The organism is Paenibacillus sp. D2_2, assembly GCF_031199965.1.
Taxonomy (GTDB): Bacteria; Bacillota; Bacilli; order Paenibacillales; family Paenibacillaceae; genus Fontibacillus.
Window position 1 is genome coordinate 2,770,774 of record NZ_CP133605.1, and the last position, 26,587, is coordinate 2,797,360.

At 40.0% G+C, this 26,587-nt stretch carries 21 protein-coding genes, 5 pseudogenes and 1 riboswitch; of the genes and pseudogenes, 20 read left to right on the plus strand and 6 right to left on the minus strand.

Annotated elements, in window-relative coordinates; translation table 11 throughout:
* Positions 1-49: 49 nt before the first annotated feature.
* On the plus strand, positions 50-196 hold the full coding sequence (locus RE628_RS14115) for a hypothetical protein (RefSeq protein WP_309159239.1): 147 nt from the start codon (positions 50-52) through the stop codon (positions 194-196).
* Positions 197-431: 235 nt separating this feature from the next.
* On the opposite strand, the gene RE628_RS14120 is transcribed toward RE628_RS14115, so the two are convergent.
* Positions 432-1,682 carry an MFS transporter gene (locus RE628_RS14120; protein ID WP_309159240.1) on the minus strand — a complete coding sequence of 417 codons (1,251 nt, stop codon included), beginning with the start codon at positions 1,680-1,682 and terminating at the stop codon, positions 432-434.
* 299 nt (positions 1,683-1,981) lie between these two features.
* Here RE628_RS14120 and RE628_RS14125 point away from each other — a divergent pair.
* The 5 genes and pseudogenes from RE628_RS14125 to RE628_RS14145 all read left to right on the plus strand — a co-directional run bounded on the left by RE628_RS14125 (position 1,982) and on the right by RE628_RS14145 (position 6,567).
* Positions 1,982-2,985: pseudogene (locus RE628_RS14125) on the plus strand (tRNA dihydrouridine synthase).
* Between the two features lie 412 nt (positions 2,986-3,397).
* A complete protein-coding gene (locus RE628_RS14130) occupies positions 3,398-4,033 on the plus strand; it encodes a hypothetical protein (protein WP_309159241.1) in 636 nt (211 codons plus the stop codon).
* A 34-nt stretch (positions 4,034-4,067) separates the two neighbouring features.
* On the plus strand, positions 4,068-4,721 hold the full coding sequence (locus tag RE628_RS14135) for a poly(ethylene terephthalate) hydrolase family protein (protein ID WP_309159242.1): 654 nt from the start codon (positions 4,068-4,070) through the stop codon (positions 4,719-4,721).
* A 68-nt stretch (positions 4,722-4,789) separates the two neighbouring features.
* Complete coding sequence (locus tag RE628_RS14140) at positions 4,790-4,975, plus strand: hypothetical protein (protein ID WP_309159243.1); 186 nt, start codon at positions 4,790-4,792, stop codon at positions 4,973-4,975.
* Positions 4,976-5,538: 563 nt separating this feature from the next.
* Positions 5,539-6,567: an aminoglycoside phosphotransferase family protein gene (locus RE628_RS14145; RefSeq protein ID WP_309159244.1), complete on the plus strand. Its 1,029-nt coding sequence runs from the start codon at positions 5,539-5,541 to the stop codon at positions 6,565-6,567.
* A 119-nt stretch (positions 6,568-6,686) separates the two neighbouring features.
* Here RE628_RS14145 and RE628_RS14150 read toward each other — a convergent pair whose 3' ends face one another.
* Positions 6,687-7,661: an alpha/beta fold hydrolase gene (locus RE628_RS14150; protein ID WP_309159245.1), complete on the minus strand. Its 975-nt coding sequence runs from the start codon at positions 7,659-7,661 to the stop codon at positions 6,687-6,689.
* A 145-nt stretch (positions 7,662-7,806) separates the two neighbouring features.
* On the minus strand, positions 7,807-8,364 hold the full coding sequence (locus RE628_RS14155; RefSeq protein WP_309159246.1) for a DEAD/DEAH box helicase family protein: 558 nt from the start codon (positions 8,362-8,364) through the stop codon (positions 7,807-7,809).
* A gap of 260 nt (positions 8,365-8,624) precedes the next feature.
* On the opposite strand from RE628_RS14155, the gene RE628_RS14160 reads away from it, so the two are divergent.
* Positions 8,625-9,080: a DinB family protein gene (locus tag RE628_RS14160; RefSeq protein ID WP_309159247.1), complete on the plus strand. Its 456-nt coding sequence runs from the start codon at positions 8,625-8,627 to the stop codon at positions 9,078-9,080.
* Positions 9,081-9,112: 32 nt separating this feature from the next.
* Here the strand turns inward: RE628_RS14160 and RE628_RS14165 are convergent, their stop codons facing one another.
* Positions 9,113-10,078, minus strand: coding sequence for an AraC family transcriptional regulator (locus tag RE628_RS14165; protein ID WP_309159248.1), 966 nt, complete (start codon positions 10,076-10,078; stop codon positions 9,113-9,115).
* A 170-nt stretch (positions 10,079-10,248) separates the two neighbouring features.
* On the opposite strand from RE628_RS14165, the gene RE628_RS14170 reads away from it, so the two are divergent.
* The 7 genes and pseudogenes from RE628_RS14170 to RE628_RS14200 all read left to right on the plus strand — a co-directional run.
* Positions 10,249-10,845: a sugar O-acetyltransferase gene (locus RE628_RS14170; RefSeq protein ID WP_309159249.1), complete on the plus strand. Its 597-nt coding sequence runs from the start codon at positions 10,249-10,251 to the stop codon at positions 10,843-10,845.
* A 398-nt stretch (positions 10,846-11,243) separates the two neighbouring features.
* Positions 11,244-13,306 (plus strand): annotated as a pseudogene (locus RE628_RS14175) (serine hydrolase domain-containing protein).
* Positions 13,307-13,506: 200 nt separating this feature from the next.
* Complete coding sequence (locus RE628_RS14180) at positions 13,507-14,328, plus strand: DUF4097 family beta strand repeat-containing protein (protein WP_309159250.1); 822 nt, start codon at positions 13,507-13,509, stop codon at positions 14,326-14,328.
* 188 nt (positions 14,329-14,516) lie between these two features.
* Positions 14,517-15,266, plus strand: coding sequence for a GNAT family N-acetyltransferase (locus tag RE628_RS14185; protein WP_309159251.1), 750 nt, complete (start codon positions 14,517-14,519; stop codon positions 15,264-15,266).
* A gap of 315 nt (positions 15,267-15,581) precedes the next feature.
* Positions 15,582-16,286, plus strand: coding sequence for a DUF1963 domain-containing protein (locus tag RE628_RS14190; RefSeq protein ID WP_309159252.1), 705 nt, complete (start codon positions 15,582-15,584; stop codon positions 16,284-16,286).
* Between the two features lie 209 nt (positions 16,287-16,495).
* Positions 16,496-17,203, plus strand: a complete 708-nt coding sequence (locus tag RE628_RS14195; protein WP_309159253.1) for a class I SAM-dependent methyltransferase — start codon at positions 16,496-16,498, stop codon at positions 17,201-17,203.
* A gap of 227 nt (positions 17,204-17,430) precedes the next feature.
* A pseudogene (locus RE628_RS14200) lies at positions 17,431-17,520 on the plus strand (aminoglycoside 6-adenylyltransferase); the annotation flags it as partial.
* 315 nt (positions 17,521-17,835) lie between these two features.
* Here RE628_RS14200 and RE628_RS14205 read toward each other — a convergent pair.
* On the minus strand, positions 17,836-18,618 hold the full coding sequence (locus RE628_RS14205; RefSeq protein ID WP_309159254.1) for an SDR family NAD(P)-dependent oxidoreductase: 783 nt from the start codon (positions 18,616-18,618) through the stop codon (positions 17,836-17,838).
* A 123-nt stretch (positions 18,619-18,741) separates the two neighbouring features.
* Between RE628_RS14205 and RE628_RS14210 the strand changes: the two genes are divergently transcribed.
* Positions 18,742-19,521, plus strand: a complete 780-nt coding sequence (locus RE628_RS14210; protein ID WP_309159255.1) for a helix-turn-helix transcriptional regulator — start codon at positions 18,742-18,744, stop codon at positions 19,519-19,521.
* Positions 19,522-20,009: 488 nt separating this feature from the next.
* A complete protein-coding gene (locus RE628_RS14215) occupies positions 20,010-20,345 on the plus strand; it encodes a hypothetical protein (RefSeq protein ID WP_309159256.1) in 336 nt (111 codons plus the stop codon).
* Positions 20,346-20,428: 83 nt separating this feature from the next.
* Here RE628_RS14215 and RE628_RS14220 read toward each other — a convergent pair.
* Positions 20,429-21,782, minus strand: a pseudogene (locus tag RE628_RS14220) (IS3 family transposase).
* Between the two features lie 441 nt (positions 21,783-22,223).
* Here RE628_RS14220 and RE628_RS14225 point away from each other — a divergent pair.
* The 4 genes and pseudogenes from RE628_RS14225 (at position 22,224) to RE628_RS14240 (ending at position 26,511) form a co-directional block, all read left to right on the plus strand.
* A complete protein-coding gene (locus tag RE628_RS14225; RefSeq protein ID WP_309159257.1) occupies positions 22,224-23,969 on the plus strand; it encodes a methyl-accepting chemotaxis protein in 1,746 nt (581 codons plus the stop codon).
* Between the two features lie 6 nt (positions 23,970-23,975).
* A pseudogene (locus tag RE628_RS14230) lies at positions 23,976-24,119 on the plus strand (cyanophycinase); the annotation flags it as partial.
* Positions 24,120-24,651: 532 nt separating this feature from the next.
* Entirely contained in the window at positions 24,652-24,879 is a 228-nt protein-coding gene (locus RE628_RS14235) for an XRE family transcriptional regulator (RefSeq protein ID WP_309159258.1), read from the plus strand.
* A gap of 253 nt (positions 24,880-25,132) precedes the next feature.
* Positions 25,133-25,233: riboswitch (purine riboswitch) on the plus strand.
* A 90-nt stretch (positions 25,234-25,323) separates the two neighbouring features.
* Entirely contained in the window at positions 25,324-26,511 is a 1,188-nt protein-coding gene (locus tag RE628_RS14240) for an MFS transporter (RefSeq protein WP_375143115.1), read from the plus strand.
* Positions 26,512-26,587: the final 76 nt, after the last annotated feature.

Consider the following 26,587-nt stretch of genomic DNA (forward strand, 5'->3'; position numbering starts at 1 on the left):
AACCGTTCAGATAATTGCCGATTCTCACGACATGAGGAGGTGTAATGTGATGAACAAGACGGATGCGAAGCATAGCTCCAAGCAAGTAAGAAGGAAATCAGGTGTTCCAAATCTTAATGCGGAATTTGCCGCAGACACAGGCGCTGGTGCAGATGCAAAAGCCTCTAAAGGAGCCACCCAAAAGGCGAAGCATTAGACAGCTGAATTTATGCTTGCTTTGATGAAACAAGAGCTCAGAGCCACCTGTTCGGACTGGTGAGAAGCCGAATTGAAGATATGTAAGCAGAATGAGTATAAGACCACTGTGGTATAACCAAGTGGCCTTTTTTTATTTGTCAGGGATACGAATTTTGCATTAAAGCAAAAAAAACGAGGTTCTTTTCGAGATCAGCGGAGATAATACGTTTCTTGTCATTTCACATCGGATAATGTTATCGTGATTGGACATTGCGCTTATGATTGATTTTAGATAGAGTGGAACGGCCCTCTTTGATGTTAAGGGCCAGAATCACGCACAACACTAGTAACCCCATCATCAAATACACCGAGTTGATCCACGAATCACTGTTCCCTTTTACAAGCTGCATAGCCAATATGACAAGCACGCCTCCCAGGTTGCCGGTCAGCATAATCAATCCCGTCGCCTCTCCGGCATGTTGCTCACCGGCCAGACGCTCCGTATGCGACAGCAGCAAAGAGTAACCGGGCAGGAAGATAAATCCGAGCACAGCGCCCAATATAAGCAGAAGCATATATTGATCTATGGTGCATATCAAATAGACAAGCACAATGGAGATCAAACAGCTAATCCACAGGAAAGGCTTCATCCTACCAAGCTTGTCGGATATACCTGGAATGATGCTCGCACCAACGATACCTCCTATGATCAGCATTCCCCCGATCAAGCCCGCCCCTTCGGCATCAATGCCGTTAGGCTTAAGAATCGGCTCAAGCCATGAAGTGAGACCGTTAAAGAAGCCGAGCGCGAGCAGTGAAATGATCGAGATTAAGAGGAGCTGCCGATTGCGCAGCAGCGGAATATAATCTCGCCAGCTGATCCCGCCGGATTCATTCGTCATCTGTTCATTCAGCTTATTTTGCGGATTTGGATAAGCTACAAGTGCAAACAACACTGCTGACACAATCGTGATCACCGCAAAAATGACCATTGTCATTTGAAGTCCAGTTGCTTCTACAAGCATCGGTGTACCTGCAAGCGCTAAAGCCATACCTGCGAACATACCAACGGTTCCCACTCCGGTCGCCATGGCCTGTTGCTTTTGTCCGAACCAATCGACCACCAGCTTGGATATCCCGTTTATCACATACGGCTGCCCAATAGCAATCCCAATCTGTCCAATCAGTAGCCACATAAAACTGTAGTCCATAATACGAACACAGGCGAATATTGCCATAATCCAACCACCGATTCCGATCCCGAACCGATAGCCTTTGCGGTCAATGACGATTCCGGCATGGATAGAAAGAAGTACATAAATGAGTGGAAAAACAATGAGCAGCCAGTTGATATCCGATTCCGTCACATGATAAGTTGCTTCCAGCATCGTAATCAAGGGAGCAAAATTAAGCCAGAGCATTTGGCTGATTCCTGCTAGTATCGTAAAGCTGACTAATACGGTGTAGCGATTTGTAAAGCGAGGTTGCTTGGCAATTGAGTTCAACTTCAGTTCCCCCTGTTCCTCATATTAATCATTATAATTATGACAATATTACGGCCTTTATTTGAGTATTCCTATTAAGAATTAGAAAGCTGTATCTCGAATCATGGCGCAATACCTTCGTATGGTATAATAATCGAAATGATTTTGGAGGATTTCGATAAGCATACGAAGGACGAGTTCATCATCGTAGCAGAAGAGGGCGGTATCCTTTTGGGCTTTTCCTCTAAGCATGATATAGTGGACAAGAAGTCGAACATTAGGCGGTTTATTTTGGGTCAAAGTTTGAATTTGTGTCTACAATGAGAGGATTTGAGCTTGAAGTGAAAAATAATTTTTGGCTTGATTTACCCGGCCTTTTTTTGTACTTGCGCCAATGGAAGATGTGACGCACGTTGTTTTTCGACATGTCGTGAGTAAAGCAGGAAGACCGGATGTGTTTTTTACAGAGTTTGCGAATACGGAGAGCTATTGTCACCCAGAAGGAAATCATAGTGTGCGTGGCCGTTTACTATTTAACGAGGATGAACAACCTATGGTTGCACATATATGGGGCGATAAGCCTGAGTATTTTCAAAAAATGAGTATCGATATGGCGAAGTTAGGATTTAAAGGGATCGACATCAATATGGGTTGTCCTGTTCATAATGTGGCATCCAATGGGAAGGGGAGTGGCTTAATTCTTCGTCCAGAGGCTGCAACTGACATCATACAAGCAGCAAAGGCAGGAGGATTGCCTGTAAGTGTGAAGACCAGACTTGGTTTCACTAGGGTTGATGAATGGCAGGACTGGTTGACACATATATTGAAGCAAGATATTGCTAATCTTTCGATTCATTTGCGTACAAGAGAGGAAATGAGCCAAGTCGATGCGCATTGGGAACTGATTCCTGAAATTAAGAAACTTCGAGATCATGTGGCACCACATACGCTGTTGACGATTAATGGAGACATTCCTGACCGTCAAACGGGCTTGAAGCTGGCTGAACAATATGGTGTGGATGGGATCATGATCGGGCGTGGTATTTTTAAAAATCCATTTGCCTTTGAAAAAGAGCCGAGGGAACATAGCAGTACCGAACACCTTGATCTTTTAAGATTGCAGCTTGATCTCCATGATCACTATTCTCAACAATTAGAGGTACGTCCATTCAAGGCTCTTCATCGCTTTTTCAAAATTTATGTCAAAGGATTTAGAGGAGCAAGTGAACTAAGAAATCAATTGATGAGCACGGCATCTACAGATGAAGTACGTGCACTTCTGGACGATTTTGCGAGGCATATGGATGAGGGTGAAGACAGTTAAATGATGTAGCTTTTTGTAGTAAAGAAGACAGCAGGATCCTCCTGTGTGTCTTCTTTTTTTGTGTTTAGATGCAGAAGCATTCAACAAGGAAGGGCGAATTTAGCGATGATAGCAGAGATAGTTATGAGTGGTCCGCAATTTTCAGCACGGAGTTTCAAAGAATTCACGAAGGATGTGACCCCACGGAAGCGGTCAAAAGGACCAATTCATGTGTTAAATAGAATTAAAGAAATTGTTCTAGAGATCATGTCATTCGTAGGAATCAATCAAACTTCTATTAAGTGCATGGGCATGGGAATACCTGTTAAGTTAACAGGCAGAACAATTCCAATATGTGGTATTATATAAAGGGGTAGTTTGAAGATTAGATGAGTAACTAAAAGTTGGATCCGTTATTTTGAGGAGTGATATATTGAGGCAAGCAAGATTAGTTTTATTAGTGCTATCCATGTTGTCCTTAGTATCAGCATGCAGCAGTACAGATAAGACCATTAGGGCCGAAGCCCCTGTGAAATCCCTCGAAGAAGATCAAGTAAAAACGTCCTTAAGTAAAGATATTAACACGAATCCTCGTGAGGAATACATTGAAAAGTTCTCTTATCTGAAACAGCTGTCTTTAGAGAAGCAGGAGGCTTTTACTAGATTTAAAGATAAGAGGAACTTGCAATACCTTTACAATTTTACCCCCGAGGATATGGTGCTGGTTTATCTTCACTGTCTATCAATTAGTGACCCAGACTTGATATATACGATTACTCTTAATGAGGGGCAACTTCCTGATCAAGACAAATTTCGGAAAGATTATTTCGAATATGCTTCAAATTATGATTCTGAAACAGCAGTACATTACAGATATTATGATTCTATAAAAGTGGATGAGAGTACGGCTGAGGAGAATAAGGTAACGGTACTTATTACGGTTAGTATAGAAAGTATGACTCATACCATGGCTTTGGGGTTACAAAAAGAAGATCAAGTTTGGAAGCTGGATATCTATCCTATGATAAAAGAATATATAAATAAAGCGAGTAAGAACAAAACAAAATAGGTTATTTCAAATAAAAAAAGCTGAGGTTACGTGTATGACAGTTTTGAAAAAACGAAAGTGGATTTTATGGTTGTCAGCGTTAGTCCTTATCGTTGCAGTTCCAATAACTATTTTCATGCAAATAATCATTCATTCTAATGTTCCAGCACTTGCAGAAGGAAGCATTGAGCAGCGATATGCACGACATGGAAGCTATCATGTAAAGGTAGAAGAAGTTAAGAGTGAGAACGGAGAGGCTTTATTTAGAATATACTACCCAGCATTTCAAGGAGACGAAACTTATCCTATTATTTCTTGGGGGAATGGAACCGATGCTACGCCAGATCGATATGATGAGCTCTTATCTCATCTTGCTAGCTGGGGATTCATAGTAATCGATTCCTATAGCAAGACAACAGGAACAGGCAAAGAAATTGTGGATGCTATTGATTATTTGAGAAATGAAAACAAGGTAACAAACAGCTTGTTTTATCGAAAAATAAAAATGGAACAGATTGGTGTAGCGGGACATTCTCAAGGGTCTACGGGAGTCATAAATGCGCATACCAACTATAAAATTGGATCGTTGATTAAGACGGTTGTATCCATTGCTCTCCCGAGTTTGAAGTATTGTGATCCAGAAGATGTGTACGATACAGCACGTATTACCGTACCTTTCCTCATTATAGGGGGACACGAGATTTTCTAATCTCACCGGTATCAACAAATCAATTAGCCTTACATAGTACTAACGCAAGCACGCCGGTTATGATGGGGATGGCCAAAGGTGCAGCTCATACTGCGATTGAAGGTAATGGTGGCAATCATAGGGGGTATTTGACGGCTTGGATGAGATATCAACTGCTTGATGATCAGGAAGCCATGAAGGCATTTCAAGGGGATTCTTCCGAGATGATGCATAATACAAATTGGGTGGATGTTATACAAGTAAATATGGATTAATCCGTGCATCAATAACAAAAATATTGTTCAAACCTCAGCATCGATGCCAACTCGATAACCAGTTGTCTGTGTCGTTGGTATAACCGGTAAAATTTGCTTATAATCAAATTTTCTTTTGATTTCTCACAAAGGGTTATGTCAGACTATAGAAGTGAAATTGCATTTCAACTTTTTCCCGCGAAAGGAGATGTTTTAAATGACTGCTAAGGTATTGGTGGTTTTATCTTAACCGAATATCGGGCATAGTAAATTCCAATCTAAGATTATATCTTGGAATGAGAGTATCCTGGAATTATCAATCGTGTTTTTTGCTATGCCGTAAACAGTAACCTTTCGTGAATACTGCTGTTAGCGGGATACGATGAAGGCCGTATCTCTTTTAGATTATAAGCCGACTTTTGGCTTTTCGCCGCGGAACAGTAGCTTCTTAGGAGGCTGTTGTTTCGCGGTATTTTTATGCCCAAAAACAACTTTAATTTCTAGGAGAGAATAGGGTCAATGATTGATTCAAAACAATATGAAAAATATTTCACCTTGTTAAAATATGATTGGAGGACTTCAAAATGAATGAAATAAAAGCCGAAACTCTAATACAGGTTTTAAGCAAAATGCTAGGTACTGAAATAATCTGCGTCGATTTCCATACCAAACAATTACATGGAGGTACAGTGGGTGATGTACAGCTTGTAATGGGCAATGCCAAAACCACTGACGGGGGTGAATTACCCTATAAAATCGTTTTGAAATCGCAGAAGAAATGGGAACGCTACAGCGATCCCGATTCATGGCGTAGGGAATATGATTTTTATAAATCTAATTTCGGCGCTTTGTTTTATGAATCATTCCGTTGGCCTGAATGTTATCACGTCGAAATGAACGAAGAAGAAAACGAAACGCAGATATGGATGGAATATATCGACGGCATATCGGGATTAGACTTGACTGGCGATATGTATAAACAAGCAGCCGAGGAATTAGGACGGTTCCAAGGCAAGTTATACGCCCAGCCAGCATATTTACAGAACTTGAGCAATCTGAGCAAAGTAGATTATATGAAGAATTTCTATCTTCATTATAGGTCATGGAATAGAGTGTACGATTATATACGCTCGGACGACTGCGTAATCCCGCAACACTTATGTAAAATGCTCATCGACATTGATGAAAACGCAGATGAAATAATCAACCGTATTGAAAAGCTACCCATCGTGCTGTGCCACAGGGATTTTTGGGTGACAAATATTATATCTTCAGACGGTAAAATCATAGTCATCGACTGGGATACCTCTGGGTGGGGCTATTTAGGTGAAGATATGGCAAGTCTTATTGCGGACGAAGCCGATATTGAACACATGGTTGAATACTACCGCAGATGTGTCCCAGCGTATTACAAGGGCTTCTCGGAATATGTTGATATTTCACACATAACGGATAACTGCGTTTATGAGATGATTCTATTTTTATTCGGGTACAGGCTTGTCGAATGGATTATGGACGCAGGATCGGGCAACGAAATCCAAGATACGGATGATGAGAGAACGCTGCACATTCAAACCCTGCAAAAAGTCTATGAAATGAAGAATACCAACTAACGGACTCGATAGTTCAACCATGACAAGGCTGCCAGCTCAATTGGCAGCCTTGTTGCGCTAACGGGCAGATTACAGCAAGAACAAAAAAGCATCTGTATAATCAGTTACAGAGTAGCCACTCAAACACGCAGAAAATGGTTTAATGCATTAAGTAAACCCTGAGGGTCCTCCTCCGGTATGAGGTGACCGCATGGTAGGGAGTATCCTGTATAATTAGCTGCATACTTTCGCCATAGATCAAGAACATTAAATAATTGTCCGACGGTTCCCTTTTGTCCCCATAGGACGAGCAGCGGTTGTTTCGCCTTTAGTCCGGTTTGTTCTTTTTCGATCGTAACATCAATGGTGACTGAGGCACGATAATCCTCACAAACAGCGTGTACGCAAGATGGATTTCGATAACAACGTAAATATTCGGCATAGGCTTCAGGTGTTACCGCTCCCGGTGTTTTACTTTGAGTAGAAAGATGCTCTGTCAAATAAAGTGCTGGCGTAGCGTTTATCATGCACTCAGGTAATGGGGCGGACTGAATATGATAAAACCACCAAAAATATTTAGTAGCAAACTCCTGATTGGTGTGAGCATACATCTCAGTGGTAGGAGCAATGTCAAGAACAACAGCTCTTTCGACTGAATAAGGATGATCTAACATCATCTGAAAAAGAACCCGTCCACCTCGGTCATGACCCACAGCTTGGAATTGCTTGAAACCAAGGGTGTTCATCACTTGTATTTGATCGTGTCCCATCTCTCTCTTCGAATAACGAATATGATCTAGGCCTCCATCCGGTTTGCTAGAGTCACCGTAACCTCGCAAATCCGTTAAAACCACAGTAAACTTTTTTGCAAGCGTTCCGGCAACCTTGTGCCAGGCAATGTGTGTTTCGGGATGTCCATGTAGCAGAAGTAACGGGGGACCAGAGCCGCCGACCAGTGTGTTAATGATTGCTCCACTTGTGCGTATATATTGTTGTCTAAAACCGGGGAAAAATTTTAGGTTCGCTTCTAAGGCTGGCGCAGCCGATTGATTAGACGCTTTAACCGCTGCGGAAAAAGCTCCTGAATCATCTAGAGGAAGAAACGGAGAAGTCATTTTATCATCACCTCTCTTAATCAATATTTCTATTACTGGAACATGATGTATTAAAGTTGTTTCGTTATTTGACCAAAAGAAAACCGCCTTCGTAGAATAGGCGGTTTATTGCTATAGTTATCCGTTAGTACAACAATAAAAATCATTATAAAGCGAATCTGTTCTTAATGATTTCAGCAACCTCACAAGCACTTAAATTCGAGTTGTTAATTCTGATGTAATTTCCTCTTTTAATTTCTCCCTCGAAGGAGTTTAATCGATGTTGCTCCATTGTCTGTAATAGATCCTGTTCAGAACGAGTAACATTCCTTTTTGTTGGTTTGTGTTCAAGTCTGTGAGGAGTCTTGTTACGCTCAATTCTTTTCTCAAGATCGGCTTCAAGTTCAACAAAATACACTTCGCCATCTTTATCTTCGATTGTTTTGCAAATTTTATCAACGTAGTCCCAATCCTCATGCAAATCGAATCCCCATACGTAAGTGAATATCATTCCATACATATCACTATCAGCGGCGGCTTCAAATATGTCTTGACGAAATTTATTTACTAATCTCCACATTTCACTATTAAAACCGAATAGGGGAGCTAACATTTCAATTGTTACGTGATTGTGGAACAACTTTAGTTTAGTTACCTTCTCCAATTGATGTCCTACTGTCATTTTTCCTACAGCCTGCGGACCAAATATTATAACAAATTTCATTAAATCATCCCCTTGGAAGATATTTCAATAATTCTATCACAATTTGAACAAGATTCGAAGCAGTTTTATTGAATTAGACTGCCCGTTAGCTTAACAAGAATAAGCAGAAAGCCGAAGTTTGGCATTCGTGTCGGTCACAGTAAATAGGCATGATTTGACTTAGTAAAACTACAAAGAGGATAATTTAACCAAATGGCGAATAGATTGTCACTGAATACTAAGGTTCAAGTAATCGATGAGACGAAGAGGGGAAAACCGAAATGAAGACGATCAAGTGTATGATGAACCACCTGTACTGGGCGGATGGACGCATCTTGGACGCGCTCGAGGAGAGTGAGACGAAGAACAAGGACCTTCTGAAGCTGGTTCGGCACGTCGCGGTCGCGGAACGAGTCTGGCTGTCCCGATTGCAGGGCAAGGGCAGCGCGCAATATTCGTTGTGGGAGGAATCGGAAGATCTGACGGCGATCAGGACGATGTTCGAAGAAAACGCCGAGCAATATCGCGTCTATATCGAAGGGATCGAGGATTCCGAGTTGGATGAGATGATCGACTATGCAAGCCAGAGCGGGGTTCCGTTCCGAACGTCCATCCGGGACATCCTGTTGCAGGTCCTTTTACATGGGCAATATCACCGGGGACAGATTAATCGGGCACTTCGGATCGAATCGGTAGAGCCCATCCAAGTCGATTACATCACGTTCGCGAGGCTCTAGTTACCCAAATTGGCATTTTGAATTTTATATAGCTAAGGGATATTACTATTAATTCTATACTCTCTAGGAGTCATACCCACTTTCTTTTTGAAAACTTTAATGAAGTAACTAGAGGAATGAAAACCACATTCTAAGCAGATTTCTTGAATGCTATGTAAGGTATAGCATAACAATCGTTTTGCTGACTCAATACGATGCTCTAGTAAATATTCTATTGGTGAACAATTTAAAAACGAATGAAAGCAGCGGGAAGCTTCACTTTTACTTATGTTGGCTGAAACTGAAATATCCTGCAGCGAAACTTCGTTCATGTAATTCTGATGAATATAAGACAACATTTTTTGTAATCGTACTTGGTATTGCATATCTTTTTGAGTATGAGTGATTCTAGGGATTTGATCCATATGATTGTAGATGGATTGCCATATTTGATTCAGAGAACATTGCACCTGCATTTCGAAACATGCTTCTTTCAGAAGTTCAGAATTCAAATGTATATCAGGAAAAGCACCAAAAGGACTCTTCAGACCATATTGGTGCAACAAGGCAAAAATAGTCGAAAGATTACTTGAAATTTCATTGTGCCATGGAATATCGGTATACAGCACAAAATAGGGCAATTCGGAATTCGTAAGGATCGGCCGTACATACTTTTGATAAATGATGCTTGTATGTGGTGCGATCATCTCTGTAGAAAAAACAATATTAGGACATTTACACATATCATTTTCATCAATCTGTTCAAATGAATGTAATGTATTACTACTAATAAAAATACCATCCCCTGATTTCAATTCAATGAAATGGTTACCGATTTGAACTTTCAGATCTCCACCTAATGCGACGAAAAATTCTGGTTCGAAGTGCCAGTGAAGCGGAAACTTTCTATTTTCAAATTTGTATAACTCATCAACATAGAACTGAATAGGAAACTCATTTTGACCATGTTGTATTTTTTCATAAAGTGTATGGTCTAGATGCAAGAAGTTTGAGATCATGAGTAAACCTCGCGTTTGGTAATATAGTTATATAAATAGAGAATAAAGTACATTTTTTATCATTCCTTCGATGATATAATCTTATCTTGTAAAACAGAAAAACGCTATATAGTAGTTTAATCATGAATGATCTCACGATAAGCAAAATTGGACGATGATCAGGAGGACTTATGAATATCGATGAAATAAAGCAGATGATTAATTCCGGGAAAATGTATGATGATGCTGGAAAAGAAGTATCAGTACTTAGAGCACATGCGATTTCAAGATGTCGGAAGTACAATCATAAAGTAAATACCAATGATGATTACGATATGTCCATTATGAGAGAGTTATTTTCTGAAGTTGGGGAAAATGTGTACATCGAGTCCAACTTCCGGTGTGAATTTGGCTTTAATATTTCTATTGGAAATGATGTTTATATCAATCACGACATGATCATTCTTGATTGTAACGAAGTAAAGATCGGTAACGATGTCTATATCGGCCCTAGAGCCGGATTATATGCGGCAAATCATGCTGAAGATCCTTATGAACGTGCAGACAAAGGGGTGTATTCCGCACCCATAATACTGGAAGACAATGTATGGCTTGGTGGTGATGTTAAGATTACGCAAGGCGTGACCATCGGTAAAAATAGTATTATCGGAGCTGGAAGTGTAGTCACTAAAGATATTCCTCCTAATTCTATTGCTGCCGGGATTCCGTGCAAAGTGATCAGGCCGATCCGATTTTCTGACCATCCATGGAAAAGACCTTCGATTTAAATTAATATATGAGATCATCATCAAATCCAACGGATACACGCAAAGCACCTTGTCCAGAAACAGAAACATAAACGAAATATATTAACTTAAAGAAGTCGCGAAAATCGCGGCTTTTTTGTTTTTACAACAACAAAGTACAGACACAATGAACGGAACGGTTGTATTTGCAGGTGAGCCGAAAATGGAATTTGGAATCACGTTGAAGTAATTGGAATTAAAGCTGGATATTAATAAAAAACAGTAGGGCGCACAAAAGGTATTCTACTGTTTTTTTCCTACGATTGCCCTGGGCTTTAGCCCAGTCTAAAACTAGACTATAGACAATTTCGCCCAGATCATAAAAAAACTAAACTGGGATTCGTTGAACATATACCTAGTTAGAGAGAGGAAGTTATTAAGTGAAAAATAAACTCGCATTGGTGCTAGCAACTGCATTGGCACTCCCCATGATTCTACCAACAGGGTCGACAGCGGCTCCAAGCAATCAGACTTCAGTAGTAGCAAGTCAACCTGGACTTACGAAGATTGCGACAGAGAAAGCAGGACTCCTGACGAAGTCCTATGGGGCATACAGTGTGCAGTATGCACTGATTGATCATGGAAACATTATTTTGTCGGGTCAGACTGGTAAAAACGACATGCAAGGAAAAGAGCCGTTAACCAAAGATACGGTATACGGTATTGGATCGGTCAGTAAAATGTATACGACGGCTGCAGTGATGAAGCTAGTGGACGAAGGTAAGATCGATTTAGATACACCTGTCATTCAATACATCCCTGATTTCAAGATGAAGGATGAACGCTACAAACAGATTACAACGCGGATGCTATTGAACCATTCCTCCGGCCTGCAAGGTTCTACTTACAGCAATGATCTTTTATTCGAGGATAAGAATACCTCTGAACATGATACATTATTGCAGCGATTATCCGGCCAGAGTTTAAAGGCGGACCCAGGTGCGTTCTCTGTATATTGCAACGACGGCTTTGCGCTGGCTGAGGCTCTGGTGGAAAGAGTTAGTGGCATGAGCTTTACCGCCTATGTACATCAGCATTTTACAGAACCGTTGCAGTTAAATCATACAAAGACCTCGCAAGACCCAGAAGAAGGCATCAAGCGGGCAGGGCTTTATTTTCCTACATATGAAGGACAGCTTCCGAATGAGTCACAGAATATGATTGGCACTGGGGGCATCTCTTCTACGGCAGAAGATATGGTGCGATTCTCACGGGTTTTTATGGGGAGGCTGAAGGCATTCTCTCAGCCAAAGCAGTTAAAGCGATGGAGCAAGAGGAATATAAAAAAGGAATGTGGCCAGGGGATGCAGATAGTATGTTCAATTATGGCCTCGGATGGGATAGTGTGAAGTTATATCCATTCAATGAATATGGGATCAAGGGCTTGGCAAAAACGGGCGACACACTATTGCAGCATGCTGTGTTAGTCGTGCTTCCTGAACAGAACATGGCAGCGGCAGTGTTGTCCTCCGGCGGACGTAGCTCTACAAATCGATTGCTGGCTAATGAATTGCTGCTAACGGCGCTTAAAGAAAAGGGTGTCATCAAGGCCGTCAAGCCGGGCAAGTCATTTGGCAAACCTGTTAAGGCTAAGATGCCGCAAGCGGTAATGAAGCAAGCAGGATATTACGGCGATAGCAGCAGCCAATTCAAACTAAACATTTCGAAGAATGGGGAATTGTTCTTAGCTCCCGATCCAGATGAGAAATATGTGTACACTGCGGATGGAAGTTTTGTCAACAAAGAGGGTACCTCCAAGCTTAGTTTTGTAACTGAAAAGAATGGACGTACCTACTTGAAGAGAAATTCATATCGCACAGAGCCAGGATTGGGACAAGATGCAATGTCTGAGTATGTAGCTGAGAAGTTAGAAGATAATAAGCTATCCAAGGAAACCGCCTCTGCTTGGAAGAAGCGGGAAGGCGTCAAGTTCTATCTTGTGAACGAAAAATATAACTCTATGATGTATTTCTCTCTCCCTATAAACCAGATTACTCGTGAGGAAGATTTTCCTGGCTATTGGGAGGGTAAAAAAATAACAGGTCCGAACACAGCGGCGCATCAGATCCAGATTCCCGTGTTGGCAGGCCGCGATACAAGTGAAGCCCGCTTCTACACAGAGGGCGGCCATGAATACTTTGAAGAAACTGAAATGCTGTTCATGAACGAGTCAAATGTAAAACCGCTCTTTGCAGGCCAATCGTCCAAAGTTACACTGCAAGCGAATGGGTATGCGAAATGGTTTACTATCCCGCAAAGGGCAGCAGGGAAAACGATGACCGTGACGCTGCCCGCGAAAAGTTCATTCGCTGTATATGATGAAGAAGGAACGTGCATCAACTTTAGCTTTTTGAGCGGCAACAACAAAGTACAGCTGCCGAACAATGGAACTATAGTATTTGCCGGGGCGCCGAACGTAAAATTTGGAATCACTTTGCAATAAATAATGAGAAAAATAGCTCTCTACGAAAGCCGTCGGTCCAATCGACGGCTTTCGTTAAATTGAATAGTTACTTTCGGTCGAATCGAAACGACAGTTCCTTGACTTTAGTCCAGGTCGAAGACTGGCCGCTGGACTGTTTTAGCAAAAGCCGACGATAGGTAAAATATAGAAAGAATAAATACGGAACAGGTGGAGATAAAATGAGAACGAATAAAAAAATGGCAGCCATATTGGCAATTGTCATAGCGGTTGTCGGGTTCACCGGCTGCGCGAATCCAGTTACGTCGCTGACAGGTAACCTGGAAAAATCCGTCATTGGAGAAGGCTCAGGTGCGGGAGAAGTTGTCTCCAAGGAGCAAAAGACGTTCGAGGCCACTTCATTTGACAGCGTACATATCAGCGCACAGGCGATGGCGATTGTCGTTACAAGAAGCTCCGGTAACAATGCCGAGGTGGAGTTTCTCGCGGATAAAGCGATCAGTAACCAGTTTACTTTTGACGCTTCCGTAAAGTCGAAGGTTTTGAATGTTAAAGTCGAAGAAAATGGAAAGAAACTAAATCTATCGGATGATCAAAGAGGAGAGAGAAAACTGCTTATCTCGTTGCCGGACAAATTATACGAGCAAGTGACGATCAAAAACAATTTCGGACGCATCGAGGCGACCGATCTGAATACGAACGGTCTGAAGATTAATTTGGACGCGGGAGAAATTCGAGTTAGCCGGGTTTTGGGAACTATGAACCTGGAGGCGAAATCAGGTGCAATCTTTGTGGATGGCATTAGTCTCGAGAAAGATTTAAAGGCAAAGACAAATGTCGGGGAAATCGCTATTCATTTGAGCGAGTCGCCTAGGAACGCCGAAATCAGTTTGAAAAGCGAAATCGGCAACGTCATGGCTGATTTTGACGATATCCAGTTTGATGCGAATACGTCAAACAAAAAAACGGGCGCGATCGGCTCGAAAGGGCCTCGCCTGAACGCATCCACCAACATTGGTTCGATTGTAGTCGACGCAAATTAACCTGCCGAGTGGAACGCGACCGAACAGGATATAATTGTTCGGTCGCCTTTTGGTTTAGCTGGAACTATTCAGTTTTGTGATGCTCCTTGAAAATTGGAAAATTCGATTATATTCAAATAATATCTAGTTCAATTTTTTATCATTTGATACGATCGGAGCAAATGCAATTATGTAAGGAAGTGAACATAATGAGATATCAACAAAGTAGAATTATAAATATACCTTTATTTTCTCATACGATAACTGACTTTTGGTGGGCGCAGTTTTTTAATGGAGAGGTCCTCCACAGTGATGAAGTCTTTACTGTTGCCATTAACCCTAATCTGAGCGAAGATTGTCGGGTCATGGTCCTGGAAATCACCGACGGCCGGGTTATGACGGTTCTAACGCCTGCTATGGCCGATAAGATAGGACTTGATCAACGACAAGACCTGTCTGAACTGACCTTTCGCCGAAAATTGATTGAAGCAGGAGTTAGATTGCATGGTGCAGATTATCTTTTTTATTTTACTGAAACCGAAAAGAACTTATTGCTGCAAGAAAATTTGGAAGGTGACTTACGCCGGTTAACAGAGCAAGATGATGAAGTTTTCTCCGAGTTCCAGTCTTCCGCTTCGGATCAAGACTTGGATGACGCTTATGTGGAATTGGATCACTGGGCGGTGTTCGGATCTTTTGACCAAAACCGCCTCGTCTGCGCCGCGAGCATGTATCCCTGGCAGAACGCGAAAATTGCAGATCTCGGCGTATTGACTCTGACGTCTTTTAGAGGGAAAGGTCATGCCCGCAAAGTGGTGCGTTCTATATGCAAGTATGCTAATGATCAGGGATACGAACCACAGTATCGATGCCAACTCCATAACCAAGAATCTGTGTCGCTAGCTAATTCGGCAGGTTTGACGTTGTTTGGAAAGTGGAATGTAATTTCGCCTGACTAAACTCAAAAATAATAGATGAGAAGAAATAAGTGATGTAAAGAGGCAGAAGGAAAACTGTCGGGTGACAAAAACATAGTAACATTAGAAGCCGCAATTATGCGGCTTTTTATTTTTATGATATCAAGAATTTCTAGCTTTCCGATATGACCTCATCAACAGCAGGAATGTTGAAAAATTCCATATTTGCTAAACTAACGGGTAGGATAGTTCAAAAGTTTCGCGAATACCCTACATATGGAATTATTTACGAAGTTCGTGAATAAGACGTTATGTGAAAGTCTCGAAAGACACAATTTAGAAAGGAGTTGCACAGAAGTGGAAATCCTTAAGAGAAAAATAATGAGACAAGCTACTTTATTGCAGATCGGAGGTTTTAGACCGTCTGGAGAATTAACAAGTTCGATATTTGGTAAGGTAAATGTATCTCTACCAAATGAAGAATGGCCCTCTTCAAACAATAAACCTATGATACCACTATGCCAAATTAACATTATTCAATTACCATATATTCCAGTATCGCTTAAAGATATTGAAATGATCACATTATTCATCGATAGTAATGATCTTCCGGATAACAATCCAAATGGGCAGAAATGGTGTCTTCGGGCTTATAAATATATAAAAGATTTAGTCCCCATTCAAAGCGTTCCATATGAATCTAATATAAAAGTTTTTGAGATGAAACCAACATTAATCGAAGAAGACTATCCTTGTTGGGATGATTTTGTTGAAGAATTAAGTAAAGAAAACATACCTGTTACTGTAGAAATAAATGATTTTTATAATAATCATTTGAATAATGTTTCAGGATTAAAAGTAGGCGGATGGCCAACAACAATTCAATCAGAAATATATTGGGCTCCGTATAATCAGCATCCCGTTAATCCTCAGTTTGTATTTCAAATCGATTCAACAGATAAAGGCAATTGGTTCTGGGGAGACAATGGAGTAGGTTACATTGGTCGAGGAACAACCATTGAAGGATCTAATGAGTGGGTTATTGAGTGGCAATGCTTTTAGTATTTCGACGAGACCTTCACATAACACTATATTCACGCTTCGGGGCATTCGCCCTCGGTCCGGCAGAGCAGTAGCGAAGAAGTGGATTCAGCCGGACACATACGCACCGACTAAGCGCATCGCGCCCGGTCATTTCGTGACCTTAAGTCAGGGGGCGTCGTGAACACAACAACGTTAGATGAAACTTGCAGAAAGCTTGAGGTGTGTGTATGGACAGAGTAGCGAATATAAGATCAGAAGAAAAGAAATATCATGATTTCTGTTATGATAATTACTATTTATTTGAGCCAGGTTCTTGGTTACACAGACCAGTGAAAACCGTAATCGATCTTTTAGCAGAATATAAAGATCAAGAATACTTATGTGTATTAGATTTAGGTTCTGGGATCGGTAGGAATAGCATTCCCATTGCCGAATCCATGAAAAACAGAGATGGAAAAGTAGTTTGCGTTGATTTGTTGGAGTCGGCAATAGATAAATTGAATAGTTATAGTCATAAATATGGGGTTGAACAATTTATTGTTACAAGATTATCAGATATTGAACAGTTCACAATCGAACAAGAAGAATACGACATAATTGTAGCTGTATCTTCTTTGGAACATTTAAGTTCGGAAAGTGCATTGGAAAGAAAACTTAATGAATTAACTTCTGGAACTAAACCAAATGGAGCCAATTGCATTATTATTGGATCAAACATACGAGAAGTAAACCTTGAAAATGGACAAGAACTAGATCCTATGTTTGAAGTGAATATAACTACAGAAAGCATGTTGGAAATCTTGGATTATCAATATGCTGGATGGGAAGTTAGAAATCGATTTGTAAAACAATTAGAATTTGAGATTGACAGAAATGGACAATCAGTAAAACTCACATCTGATTGTGTTACCTTTATTGCAAAGAAAATTGTGTAGGTTAATACAAAGAGGTCTGCAAGCATCATCTAACATCATATCCACGCATCGGAGCCTAACGTGCATAATATGTACCCACGACTAAAAAGAGTGTTGGCCAAAAAGGGATATCGGTTATTTGTTATATGTGTCTTTTTAATCGGTATCGGAATTTCAAAACAATGCCATATTTAGCGCTCTATTGTACAAAGAATCTGGGAACGAGCACAGGTGATTTTAGCTTTTTTATGATATTGGACTTTGCACGTAATGACGAGCGAGTCCGGGCGGTCGGGATGAACGGATCACGAACGAATCCGAACGTTCCGAAAGATATGAAGGTGTGTGGCGTACCTTGTTTGCCTTACTGGATTTATTTGCAGCACTCCAAAGAGGTTGCGGAACGGTTGAATTACTATTACCCGTACGATGATGACAGAAATGTCTGCATACTTGATGCGGGTGCAACGATTGGAGCCGGGAGCCAACTCAATTTAATCATTAATTTTTGAAATAAGCCAAAACCAGTCAAGCATATTTTTTTGCTTGGCTGGTTTTTGTATGGCGGTGTAATTCCTTGAGCCATCTAACGAATGGGGTGTTTGGAATCGTATGATGTTATTAAATATTGCGAAGGAAAACACGTGTTTTACTTAAATGGTAGCGCCACCATCAACGGCAAATGACTGTGCAGTAATATTATTGGCAAGATCACTACATAAGAAAAGAGCCATGTTTGCAATATCTACTGGTTCTTGTGGGCGCTTGAGTGGAATCATGTCGGTAAAACTTGCAAATACCTTTGTTCTTGTCTCTTCGTCATCTCCAGCCATTGCATCAAGCTGTTTCTCCCACATTTCGGTTCTAACAACGCCAGGGAGAATAGCATTAATATTAATATTTGATTCTGCGACTTCTCTAGCTAATGCGGCAGTCAGAGCCATTACACCAGCCTTTGCAGAAGCATAAATACTTGATGCTGGAGTAGCCATTTTTGCAGCAATGGAAGAAAGATTTACAATTTTCCCCGATTTACGTGGCACCATATAAGCAAGAGCTGCCTTACAGCCATGAATAGTACCTTTCAAGTCGATGTCAACGACAAGATCTATTTCGTTGGTAGTAAACTCTTGGATCGGTTTCATGATACCAATACCTGCGTTATTGATCATGAAATCAAGTTTGCCCAACTCTTTAGTTGTAGTTTCGATAAGTTTGGTGAAGGATTCTGAATCCCGAGTGTCAATCTGGAACGCAATCGATTTACGGCCCATACTCTTAATTTCCTCAGCAGTTTTTAATGCGTTTTCTATATTAAGATCGGCGACAACCACGTCTGCTCCTGCTTGTGCAAATCTTAGAGCGATGGCTTTTCCAAGACCGCTTGCTGAGCCAGTTACAATAGCTACTTTATTATTCATATTAATCTCAATCATTCTATTAACCTACCTTTCATTAAATTGCTTCTAGCATAAATTAAAGACTAAGAAGCATCATCGGAAATATTACCTATATTATGTTATATTATTCACAAGCGATAAAGGAGATGTGGGTGCATAATGGAACATATTACAATCGAAGACTATCAGATGATCCTTGATTTGTGTTATATGATGAATCACTATAACGAACAGTATCGCCATAGTATACTGGAAATTCTGGCCGAACGATTAGGCTCAGGGTATCACCATCTTACATTCCTTACGCTTGATCAGCACGATAAACTAGGAGATCCTGTTGGAATTAATAAAGTACAGAGCTTGTGTGAAAGTTATACCGATATATATGATCGTTTTGATATATTCAGCGATGTATGTAAACCCGGGAAGAGGACTGCCGGAGTAATGTCGATTGAAGATATTATGAGTTTGCATGAGTATGAACAAACCACTTACTATAATGATTTTCTCCGTAAAGAAAACCTTTATTACGAGTTGGCAGTTCCACTTTGCTACAATAATAGGCTTGTTGGGGGCCTTGGTCTCTTTAGAAAAAAAGAGGGGGATTTTACACTGCGTGATAAGGAGATAGTTAGCCTATTCTCCCGACATCTGGCTTTAAGTTATCACAATTCGTTAAAAGCTCAAGAATTTAATTCTGACCGAGGGCGATTAGCGAAAAGATGTCAGAAAGAGAACCTTCTTTTAAAACTAACATTGACGGAGAGGGAAATTGTTTCTCTTGTAGAAAAAGGATTGACGAACCGAGAAATTGCTAAACAAAATAACATCAGTTTTCATACTGTAAAAGCTCATTTAGATCATATTTATAACAAACTAGAAGTGCATAGCCGAACAGAAATGCTTCATCGAATTAACAGCAATGAAATAAAGGTTTAAAATCTTAATAGCAAAACTCAGCAGATGGATTGAATGTGGTTTGGAAAATCACTACGTTAAGATTTGCGATCCGTCATGCCGTAAGAAGATGTAGCAGGGACCCTAGGGACGCATCCAAATATACAAGTTCAAGTCGTTGAGGGAGAACATGAATCCGTTTCATGTGTGAACTATCGCGAGGAAGAAACCAAAGTGATGCACAGTATTTATGTTATGATTTAATCATTCGCATCAGGATGAATCTGGATACTTGGACGAATAATATAATACATGAAGTACTTCAAGGGGGATCATTTTGTGAGCAGAGGCAACCATCAGGTTCCATTCGGCTATGAACCGCCTAAGGCGAGTCGTAGGGGGACGATGATTTATTACGATTCATTTGAACATACGACAGATCTAGAATTGACCATAGCGGCAGAATATGCGGACAAACATGCTTTTGAGAAATTCATTCTTTATCCACTGCATGAGAAAAGCGTGGGAGGATGTCGAAGGAACCTGTTCAGGCGTATTACAAACGTGAGGATCGATTGCATGCATGGAAACGCGAACACGATCAAGCGTCAATCTACATCGAAGGATGGGAAGGCAAACGTAAAAAATACACCCCCATTGATGCGGCCTTACGGCACCTTGCTGAATACTATCCATCACCGCTTTTTCTCTATGTCACACCAGAATTCGCAAATTTATTTGCTTCTTTCTCTTCTTTTGAGGATTGGATTGTGAAGATTCGGCTTGTGCTCTCATCCGAACCGGAGCGCATGCATCCTCGGCTTGAGAAATTTCGTCATCGTTGGAATACGATACATACAACATAATCACGTATATAGTAAGAAGGGGCTGTCTTTAAGGTCATTGCTGACCTTTGAAGTGACCCGAAAAGTTAGACAGTTTATTTTCATTAAGCAGTTTGTTGGGCATGAGTCCGGTATTGTACCGGACTCATGCCTTTTAATTTTGATTTAATCCGCTTGTAATTATAGTAGTTAATATACTTGGATAATTCCTCTTTAAAATGTTCAATACTTTTAAATTCCTTTATATAAAGGAATTCTGATTTGAGAATACCGAAGAAGTTCTCCATCACAGAATTATCATAACAGTTGCCCTTTCGCGACATACTCTGCGTGATTTGTTTTCTTTGTAATGCCTGACGGTATTGCTTCATCTGATAGTGCCATCCTTGATCTGAATGCATGAGAAGCTTGCCTTCTATCGTTAGCCTTTCAAAAGCTTGCTCTAGCATATCTGATACAAGAGAGTAGGTAGGTCTAAGTCCTATCGTATACGAAATGATTTCACCGTTATATAAATCCAGAACAGGTGACAGATACAGTTTTTCTCCCAGTAATTTAAATTCTGTAATGTCTGTCACCCATTTCTGATTTGGTCTCTCTGCTTTAAAATTACGGTCTAATAAGTTCGGTGCAATCTGACCGACCTTACCTTTGTACGAGCGGTACTTTTTCACACGGACTATTGATATTAATCCTAGCTCTTTCATAATACGTTGGACCTTTTTATGGTTCACCTGATGCTCACGATTCCTTAATTCATCACGAATACGACGATAACCATAGCGGCCTTCATGCTCGTCATAAATGGATTGAATGAGTACCTTTAGCTCGCCATCTGGATCGGGACGTCCGAAGCTTTTAATCACGTAATAATAGGTGCTGCGCGGAATACCTGCAAGCTGCAGAAGTGCTATCACCGGAAATTCACGCCTTAATTCATAGACTACTTGCGCTTTGTCTTGTTTGGTGATTTTCCCTTGTTTTGAACTAAGGCATTCAACTTTTTTAAATAGGCATTTTCCATACGTAAACGTTCGTTTTCTGCCTGTAGTTTCTCAAGTGACCCTTCATCTTGTTTTGTTGGTTTCTTTGTTTCTTTGTTCATGGATGTACGCCCCTTTTTCTTTGCTTTGAAGGCGTCAAATCCCTTTCTTTCAAACTCTTTAACCCATCTTTTGATAGGTGAAGGTGAGGGAATACCAAAATGCGCAGCGATATCTACATATGAGGCCTTCGTTTTTAACCGATATTCAAGTACCTCTAGTTTAAACTCTGGTGAATATGAAGCATAGTCTTTTATTCGAAAACCTTCAATCCCCACTCGCTGTACAGCTTTGCCCAAGAGTAAATTTGAGTTTTGGATACACCATATTTTCTTCCAATGGATGGCGCAACTTCGTTACCTTCCAAATATCTTAATACAATTTCGAGCTTCTCTTTTACAGAAAATTTCCACATAAAAAACTGCACCTCCAATTGTTAGTTGTGTCTAACAATTGGGGTGCAGTTCACTTTTTTGACAACCCCTTTCAATCGTTTTCGTTACCTCAATGCAAGAGATGGAGCATGGTTGCTATATCAGCAATCTTTGATCAGATATACCATTCCTTCAGTAAAGATTCATTCATTTGAGATAAGTTTGGTATTTCTTTTGTAGGATTTTGATAAAAAGTGTCGAATAATAGATATTCAGCAAAATCCTATTTCTGGATTATTTGATTGAACACAGAGGTATTGAAATAATCAATACGGAAATTAAGAGACCAGTAGAAGAAGAGGTGTTTTCAAAACTAAAAAGCTATAACAATAAGGTATTTGCATTAATAACGGCGAAGAAGCTCTTAAATTTGGGAGAAGTGTAGGGAATGAAATATTAAAACATCATAAGGGAGTTCATCGATGAGAAGTAGTTTAAAGATTAAAATGTTAATTGTTTTTTCAGTTTTGCTTGGTATTTCTTGTTTTCTGATTAGCTTTTTTGTATATCGTTCATCGTTAGATCTAGTGAAAGAGACTGTTGGTCAACAAAATTTAGCAATGATTGATCATGCAATCGCTAAGATAGATGATAAAGAGTATCAAAACATGGAAGTCGGTGCTAAAAAGGATGGGTATTATCAAGAATTACAAAAAGAGCTAAGCTCTGTTAAAGAGTTCTATAAGGTAACTAGTTTGTATACAATGTCTCGTGTAAAAAAGGGTGAAGACTACGAATATTACTATATGGTAGATAGTACGCCGAGTGAGGAATCAACGATTGGTGTTAAAGAAGAATCACCCGAATCCTATCCTAAAATGAAACAAGTATTTGAAACAGGGAAAGTACAGTTTCAGTTATCAAATGATGCAGAATATGGTGCTGTACTAGCTATTTATGCTCCGTTAAAAAATAAGGATGGAGAAGTGATTGGATTATTGGGGGCAGATTTGGATGCCACGGAAGTTTATACAGCCATGGACGCAAAACAAGTGAAAATTATTACTATTACACTGATTGTCTTAATAGTAGGAATCTGCATTGTTTATTTCTTCACAGATTATTTAACGAAACCTATACGAAAATTAACATCCCAAGTGAGAAAAATCGGTAATGGGGATTTAACTGTTGTGATAGAAACGGGTCGTAAAGATGAAATAGGACTTCTAACACAAGCTTTTCAACAGATGGTATTAGATTTGCAAAATATCATTCTTGGCATAAATGTTGGGTCCAAGCAGTTAATTGACACGACCAATTCAGTGGCTGAAAGTAGCGAGAAGGCAAGTGAAGCAATTAGCCAGATATCTGCGTCCGTTCGGGAAGTATCGGCAGGAGCGCATGCACAATATAAAAGCTCGGAGGAAAGCTCTGTTACATTAGAACAAATGTCAGAGGGCATTCAACAAATTGCAGAAGCTTCTTCAAATGTATCTCAATTATCATCGATTAGCTTACATAATGTAGAGCTCGGAAATAGTAACATTGAAAAAGTAATTCATCAAATGAATGTTATTCATCAATCTGTTCAATTATCGGCAAATGCAATCAAAAAACTCGAGAATCAATCAAACGAAGTTTCACATATTATAGATATCATTCGTGACATTGCTTCACAAACGAATCTACTTGCATTAAATGCTGCGATTGAAGCAGCGAGAGCTGGTGAATCAGGAAAGGGCTTTGCAGTAGTAGCCGATGAAGTAAGAAAGCTAGCTGAGCAATCTGAAAAATCAGCAAATAGTATATCGGATTTGATTTCTAAAATAAATGTGGATACAAGTTTAACAGTACAAACAATGAATGTTGTAACAGAAAATGTCGAAGACGGTAGACAAGCTGTTGAAGAAGCTGGAAAATCATTTGAAAGTATTCTTCACTCTATTCAGGGCGTAGTATCTCATACGAAGCAAGTTTCTGAAACTTCAGAAGAAATGTCAGCATTCTCGGAGGAAATCACAGCAGGAGTAATGGAAACGACGATGATTGCAAATAAGGCTGCAGAGGCAACTGAAAGTGTAGTCGACCGAACAATTGAACAGGAAAAGTACAATCAAGATATCCTTCATGCCGTATTAAGGCTTAACAAAATGGCAGCAGATCTTGAAGAAACGGTTTTAAAATTTGATGTAGGTATCAAAAATCCAGATAAATCTCACGTAATTTAAGAATGAATTGCGTTGGTTCAAGACGAACTGTCTCCCTTATCGGAAGAAATGAACATTTATGCGTCGAACAAAGATTGCGCTGTACGTGTAAAGGGAGACAAAATCGTCATTTTAGGCAATGTATATTTAATTTCCCAATCAAATGGATGAGACGCTTTAATTGCCAAAAACAATCAAACTTTTTATTGAAAAAATGAGTTAGCTGAAAATATTGAAATATATTATAAGTAATTCTGGGAAGTCGGTAACTTTTTGGCTAACTACGTATTCGACGCGAGAGACGTTATAAGAAATCGGCGCCAACCATAATATTATTAAAGACAAATACTGAGTATTTGTCGCTTTTTTATCGATTTTTGCGCTTACCCAGGAAATTTCGATCGCCCGGTGAGACAGCAGGGAAGTAAACTCAGGCGACACATCCATTCAACAAATCGTGGCCAGGCATGAAACGGCAGCCGCATGTATAAAAGGTTTTATTCATAAAGTGTTCTATAATTTTTAAGTGGTGGTCGGGCTCCTTCAACATAATAGCTGTAGCAGTGGTTGTTGTCTTAATGAAGTCATCGCTCAACTAAAGGGCAGGTTAGTTAAGGTGGTTACCGCCATAAGTCTTGGTTATCCATTCTGAAAATGGATAACACTTATAGTTGAATATTATTGCACACGGGGGCATTTCTTCATGAAATTTGAGCTTGGACGCTGCTTGCTGCATGAACGACTTCTGGAATCCAGAAAAACGGTGGAATCGCTGGCAAAGGAATTGCTTCTTAAACCGGAACGAATTTCCGACTTTATGGATAACAAAAGAGTCATGCCGCTCAAAATCGCTATATCAATCGCCGACTCCATCGGTTGCGATGAACGTGCCCTGTATGAATTAATTCCGCTAGTACCGATATCAAAATAACCGGAATGCGCACCTGGAGTGGGTTCCGGTCATGAAGGAAAATATGACACACGTATCATATTAGTGTTTTAAGATTGGTAAGTAAAACTTGATTCTCTCCCTCTGAAAAAATGGCGACGTAACCGCTTAGGATGTTGATTGAAACTCCCTACGAATTGTTGATTCCGAATGTGTTGGTTTTCTTGTAGCAGTGTCTTGGTAAATATTTGCACTTGAAATAGAGGATAATCTATAGTAGAATCGTTCAGGTGATCACTCAAAAACTATATAGTACTGTATAACCTCTAGAATATGGTTAGAGGGTATCTACCAGGAACCTTAATAATCCTGACTACAGAAAATGAATAATTTCATTTTTTGTAGTCAGGATTATTTGTGTTTTCTGTAAAGAACCTTCAGAGCTATTTCTTTAATTTGCAACTGAGAAAGGACATGAAACAGAAAATGAATTTAAAAGTATTTATATTAGCATTATCGACCGTTGCGGTTGGATTGGTTGAATTAATCGTTGGTGGAATATTGCCGACAATCGCTGACGATTTCAATATTTCATTAAGTGTCGCGGGGCAACTTATCACGGTATTTGCACTTATCTATGCTATTACTGGTCCGGTTTTATTAGTATTGACCAGCAGAATCGAACGCAAGAAATTGTATCTTGCTTCCCTATTTGTCTTTTTAATCGGAAATATAATGACATATTTTAGTCCAAACTTTACCTTTATGATGATTGCTAGGGTGTTGACGGCAATTAGTACAGCACTTGTCGTTGTACTTTCTTTAACCATTGCTGTTAAAATTGTTGATCCTGCCCACAAGGCAAAAGCTTTGGGACTCATTTATATGGGTATCAGTTCGTCACTAGTGTTAGGTGTACCGTTGGGCATCCAGATTTCCAATATGTTTGGATGGCGCGTAATATTTCTTGGGATCGCTGTGTTATCTATCGGATCGATGGTACTTATTTCACTATTTCTTGAGCGAATTCCTGGGGAAAATACAATTCCATTTTCACAGCAATTAAAGTCTTTAGGAAGCGGGAAAATAATCAGTGCCCATCTTGCTACCATGTTTACGCTAGCAGGACATTATACGATTTATACCTATTTCACACCATTTTTAGAAACGAACCTTCATCTGAATTCTAACTGGATAAGCATCTGTTATTTTATATTTGGTATTGCAGCTGTAGGTGGTGGAGCATTAGGCGGAACATTATCAGATTGGATTGGTGCTCGCAAAAGTATCATTTTCGTTATCAGTGCATTTGCTGTTGTATTGTGTGTATTGCCATTTACAACATTTTCACTCGTATTATTCTTCCCAACGATGATAGTTTGGGGAGCATTGAGTTGGAGTTTGGCGCCGCCGCAACAAAGCTATTTGATTCAAACTGATCCAGCTACATCTGCTATACAGCAAAGCTTTAATAATTCCGCATTGCAAATTGGTATTTCACTTGGGTCAGCAATTGGTGGTGTTGTGTTAAACCAAACTAGCTCGATTTCCAGCACAGCTTGGGTTGGGAGTGGCATTGTTATTATTGCGTTACTATGTGCAGTCTTTTCTTTTACGAGACCCATCATCTCAAGAGTACAAAAGTCATCAGTTTCGTCTTCCCACGAGGTCTAAAGTTAACGTATACATCCACCAATTTGTATCTCCTTTAGCTACAAACTTAGTTTATAGTGAGATTATTTAACAACAT